This is a genomic window from Pseudonocardia sp. ICBG601 (assembly GCF_020496245.1).
This window is the reverse complement of record NZ_JAHLJA010000251.1, coordinates 1-5,056: the sequence shown is the minus strand read 5'-3', so window position 1 is coordinate 5,056 and position 5,056 is coordinate 1. Positions and strand designations below refer to the sequence as shown.

Sequence of the window (5,056 nt, the reverse complement as noted above, 5' to 3'; positions counted from 1 at the left end):
GCGGCGCCCTGAAGGAGATCGACTGGTCCACCGTGCTGCTGGTCGGCGGCATCATCACCTACGTCTGTGTGCTCCAGGAGATCGGCTCGGTCGACCTGCTGGGCGACCTCGCCGCGAGCCTCACCGTCCCGCTGCTCGCCGCGCTGGTGATCTGCGCGGTGTGCGGGCTGGTGTCGGCGTTCGCCTCGACCACCGGCATACTCGCCGCGCTGGTGCCGCTGGCGATCCCGCTCGTGCAGCAGGGCGGGATCCCGGGCTGGGCACTGATCTGCGCGCTCGGGGTCCTGCTCGTCCATCGTGGACGTGTCTCCCTTCTCGACGGTGGGTGCGACGCTGGTCGCCACCCACCCGTCGACGAGCAGGAACGCCCCCGCATGACTGCACTGCTGACCCGCTGGGGCCTGTCGATGGTCGTGATCGCCCGTTTGGCCTTGGTCGGCGCCCTCTGTACTGCCGGCCATGGCCGCGTGAGAAGGAGATCCTCGTGTTCCTCACCTCCCTGACCGAGCCGCGGGACTGGAGCGGGCCGTCACCGTCGGCGACGACGTGCTCTCCCGCTCCGAGCTCGTCGACCGGGCCGGGCCGCGTCGCCGCCGGGATCCCCGACGACGGCCCGGTCGCGGTGCACGCCCACCGCCTCGATCGACACCGTCGTCCGATCACCGGCGCGATCATGGCCGGGGTGCCGGTCGTGCCGGTCCCGCCGGACTCGGGGCCGGCCGAGCGTGGGCACATCCTGACCGACTCCGGCGCCCACCGCCTGGGCGGGACCGCGGCCCCGACGGCGGTCGACCTGCCGGTCGTCGTCCCCGGCGCACGACCGCTCACCCCGCGCCCGGTCGACCCGGCGGCCACCGCGATGCTGCTCTACACCTCCGGCCCACCGGCCGCCCCAAGGGCGCGCAGCTGTGGGGGCCGCGATCGCCGCCGGGCTGGACGCCCTGTTCGAGGTGTGGGACTGGACCCCCGAGGACACCGTCGCCCACGGTCTGCCCCTGTTCCACGTGCACGGCCTCATCCTGGGGGTGCTCGGTTCCCTGCGCCTCGGGTCGCGGGTGGTGCACACGGTGAAGCCGCAGCCCGCCCGCTACGGCCGCGGTCGACGCCTCGATGTACTTCGGCGTCCCCACGGTCTGGAACCGGATCGTCGACGAGCCCGACGCCGCCCGTGCCCTGGGCCGGGCCCGGCTCCTCGTCTCGGCAGCGCCCCGCTGCCCCGCCTCGCTGTTCGACCGGATCGCCGGCCTGAGACCGGGCAGGCGCCGGTCGAGCGCTACGGCATGCCGAGACCATGATCACCCTGTCCTCGCACGCACGCCTCGGGGAGCGTCGCGCCGGATGGGGGCCCCCCGTCCCCGGCGCCGCCAGACCCCGGCTACTGCCCGCCTCCGACGATGCCCCCGCCACCACCGTCCCCGACGACGGCGAGACCTCGGTCGGCTCGAGGTCGCGCGGCCCCATGCTGTTCGACGGCTACCTGAACCGCGCCCGGCGCGAACGACGAGTGCTGGGCCGGCGAGGGCTGGTTCCGCCCGGGGACCTCGCCGTCCGCGACCCGGGCGGGTTCCACCGCATCGTCGGCCGCGAGTCCACCGACCTGATCAAGTCGGGCGGCTACCGGATCGGCTCCGGGGAGATCGAGGCCGGGCTGCTCGACCACCCGGGCGTCGCCGAGGTGGCCGTGGTCGGCGCCCCCGATCCCGACCTCGGCCAGAAGATCGTCGCCTACGTCGTCGGCGACTCGCGTGACGGGCAGGCGCTGATCGACCACGTCGCCGGGCAGCTGTCCTGGCACAAGCGTCCCCGCGAGGTCGTGTTCGTCGACGCCCTGCCCCGCAACGCGATGGGCAAGGTCCAGAAGAAGCTGCTCGGCGCCTGACCCGGGTCCCCCGGATCGGGCGCGTCCGCGGGCGCTCCCGGCCAGCCGGGCCTAGGTTGCTGACCAGCCCGGTGCGCACTCCCCTCGGAGGACCGCGGCGCCGACCGCGGGGTCTCGGTCAACCCCGTCTTCGCGGCCCGAGCCGGTGGACATCCCCCGGTTCCGGATGCCCGACCTCGGGCCTGCACCCCGAGATCGCCTACCAGGTCGTGCACGACGAGCTGAATGCTCGACGGCAACGCCCGGCTGAACCTGGCCACGTTCGTCACGACGTGGGCGGAGCCCCAGGCCGAGCGGCTGATGGCCGAGTCCTTCGACAAGAACATGATCGACAAGGACGAGTACCCGCGGACCGCGGACCTGGAGCAGCGGTGCGTGCGGATGCTCGCGGACCTGTGGCACGCCCCCGACCCGGGACGGGCCGTCGGCTGCTCGACGACGGGCTCGTCGGAGGCGTGCATGCTCGGCGGGCTGGCGCTCAGCGGCGCTGGCAGCACCGGCGCAGGGCGGCAGGCCTCCCGACGGACCGGCCGAACATCGTGATGGGCGTGAACGTCCAGATCTGCTGGGACAAGTTCGCGAACTACTGGGACGTGGAGCCGCGGCTGGTCCCGATGGAGGGCGACCGGCTGCACCTGGGGGCCGACGAGGCCGTCGCGCTGTGCGACGAGAACACCATCGGTGTCGTCGCGATCCTGGGGTCCACCTTCGACGGCAGCTACGAGCCCGTCGCCGAGATCTGCGCCGCGCTCGACGACCTGCAGTCCCGCACCGGGCTGGACGTCCCGGTGCACGTCGACGGGGCGTCCGGAGCGATGATCGCGCCGTTCTGCGACACCGACCTGGAGTGGGACTTCCGGCTGCCCCGGGTGGCGTCGATCAACACCTCCGGCCACAAGTACGGCCTGGTGCATCCGGGCGTCGGCTGGGCGGTGTGGCGCGACACCGACGCCTGCCCGAGGACCTGGTGTTCCGGGTGAACTACCTGGCGGGGACATGCCGACCTTCGCCCTGAACTTCTCCCGCCCCGGCGGGCAGGTCATCGCCCAGTACTACAATTTTCTGCGCCTGGGTCGCGAGGGCTACGCGCGGGTGCAGGGCACCTGCCGGGAGATCGCCACCCGGGCTGGCCGGGCGGATCGCCGAGACGGGCGCGTTCCGGCTGCTCACCGACGGCTCGCAGCTGCCCGTGTTCGCGTTCACCGTCGCCGACGGCGAACCGTTCTCGGTGTTCGACGTGTCGGCGGGCCTGCGCGAGACGGGATGGCTGGTCCCGGCGTACACGTTCCCGCAGAACCGGGAGGACCTGGCGGCGCTGCGGATCGTGGTGCGCAACGGGTTCAGCCACGACCTGGCCGCGCTGCTGCTCGACGACCTGGCGCGGCTGCTGGAGCGACTGCGCCGGCAGGCCGGTCCTGTCCGCGGGAGCGAGGGGGCCGCGGGCTTCGCCCACGGGACGTGAGCCGGTCCGGCGGGACAACCCGCCCGCGTACCTGCTGCTGGCGCCCAGCCTGCTGGGTGTGGTGCTGTTCCTGCTGGTCCCGGTGCTGATCGTGGTGGGGCTGGCGCTGTTCCGGTGGGACCTGGTCGGGCGCGCGGACGTTCGTCGGGCTGGGCAACGTCGTCGCCGTCGCCACCGACGGCCGGTTCACCCGGTCCCTGCTGGTGACGGCGTTTTTCGTGCTCATCGTCATCCCGGTGCAGACCGCCCTCGGTCTGGCGGCGGCGCTGCTGCTGGACCGCGGGCTTCCGGGGACCACGGTGTTCCGGGTGATCTTCGTGCTGCCGTGGATCTGCGCGCCGCTGGCGCTGGGCGTGGTGTGGCGGTGGATCCTGTCCCCCACCGACGGTGCGCTCAACGCGCTGCTGGGGATCCGCGTCGAGTGGCTGGCCGACCCTGCGCTGGCGCTGCCGTCGGTCGCGGCCGTGACCGCCTGGACCCAGGTCGGCTACGTCGCCCTGTTCTTCCTGGCCGGGCTGCGCGCCATCCCGGACACGATCGTCGAGGCGGCCCGGCTCGACGGGGCGTCGGCGTGGCAGCTGCTGTGGCGGATCCGGCTGCCCGCTGCTGCGGCCGACGCTGTTCTTCGTGCTGGTCACCGGCGTGATCTCCAGCTTCCAGGTGTTCGACTCGGTGTACGCGCCACGCCGAACGGCGGACCGCAGGGTGTCACCGACGTCGTCGCGGGGCGGATCTACTACGAGGCGTTCGAGAACCGCGCGGTCGGGCAGGCCGCGGTGATGGCGGTGGTGTTGTTCGTGATCCTGGTGGTGGTGACCGTGGCCCAGCAGCGGTGGTTCAGCCGTCGCACGACCTACGAGCTCGACACGTGAGGCGCGGCAGACTCGTCGACGCGGCCGTGCTGGTCGCGCTGCTGGTGGGCGCGGTGGTGACGCTGGCGCCGTTCGTGCTGAGCGTGATGACCGCGCTGAAGACGACCCGTCAGTTCGCGGCGACGCCGGTGCTGGCACCGCCGGCACCGCCGACGGTGGAGAACATCGTGACCCTGTTCGGCCGCGACTACGACTTCGTGACCCCGATCGCGGTGACCGCGCAGGTGGTGGTCGTGGTCCTGGTGGGGCAGCTGCTGTTCTCGGTGCTCGCGGCGTACGCGTTCGCCCGCCTGGAGTTCCCGGGCCGCGACGCGCTGTTCTGGGTGTACCTGGGACGCTGATGGTGCCGCAGGCGGTGACGGTGATCCCGCTGTACCTGATGATGACCGAGGTGGGGCTGCGGAACACCTTCTGGCGCTGGTGCTGCCCTACGTCCTCGGGTCGCCGTTCGCCATCTTCCTGCTGCGCGAGCACTTCCGGACCATCCCGCGGACCTGATCGACGCCGCCCGGCTCGACGGCGCCGGGACGGTCGGGATCCTGCGGCACGTCGTCGTGCCGGTGAGCCGGCCGATCCTCACGACGCTGGCGGTGATCACCGTGGTGACGCACTGGAACAACTTCCTGTGGCCGCTGGTCATCACCTCCCGGCCGGACCTGGCAGGTGATAGACGGTCGCGAGACCGCCGGGCTGCAGACCCAGTACAACGGGAACTGGCCGATCGTATGGCGGCGACGACGGTCGCGATCGTCCCGCCTGATCGCGCTGTTCCTGGTGTTCCAGCGCAGCGTCGTCCGCTCGATCACGATCACCGGGTTCCGGTGAGGCGCCGCCTGGGCGCCG

Annotated in this window: 6 protein-coding genes and 1 pseudogene; all 7 read left to right on the top strand. The window is 72.4% G+C overall.

Features of this window, described 5'->3' with window-relative positions; all coding sequences use genetic code 11:
• On the top strand, positions 1–503 hold a 503-nt coding region (locus KPL57_RS64280), incomplete at its 5' end, for an SLC13 family permease (protein WP_264200108.1).
• Between the two features lie 405 nt (positions 504–908).
• On the top strand, positions 909–1,295 hold the full coding sequence (locus tag KPL57_RS64275) for a hypothetical protein (protein WP_226359351.1): 387 nt from the start codon (positions 909–911) through the stop codon (positions 1,293–1,295).
• The gene (locus KPL57_RS64270; protein ID WP_226359350.1) at positions 1,292–1,879 is read left to right on the top strand and encodes a hypothetical protein; all 588 of its coding nucleotides are present in this window, start codon (positions 1,292–1,294) and stop codon (positions 1,877–1,879) included. The genes KPL57_RS64275 and KPL57_RS64270 overlap by 4 nt, the downstream gene beginning before the upstream one ends.
• Positions 1,880–1,950: 71 nt before the next feature.
• Positions 1,951–3,341: pseudogene (locus tag KPL57_RS64265) on the top strand (glutamate decarboxylase).
• A 218-nt stretch (positions 3,342–3,559) separates the two neighbouring features.
• A complete protein-coding gene (locus KPL57_RS64260) occupies positions 3,560–4,213 on the top strand; it encodes a carbohydrate ABC transporter permease (protein ID WP_226359349.1) in 654 nt (217 codons plus the stop codon).
• Positions 4,210–4,554: a hypothetical protein gene (locus KPL57_RS64255; RefSeq protein WP_226359348.1), complete on the top strand. Its 345-nt coding sequence runs from the start codon at positions 4,210–4,212 to the stop codon at positions 4,552–4,554. The genes KPL57_RS64260 and KPL57_RS64255 overlap by 4 nt, the downstream gene beginning before the upstream one ends.
• Before the next feature lie 153 nt (positions 4,555–4,707).
• A partial coding sequence (locus tag KPL57_RS64250; RefSeq protein WP_226359352.1) for an ABC transporter permease subunit occupies positions 4,708–5,056 on the top strand: 349 nt, incomplete at its 3' end.

Excerpts from the sequence above, each read along its gene's own strand:
- KPL57_RS64270 (WP_226359350.1), top strand. The coding sequence starts at position 1,292 with ATGATCACCCTGTCCTCGCACGCACGCCTCGGGGAGCGTCGCGCCGGA.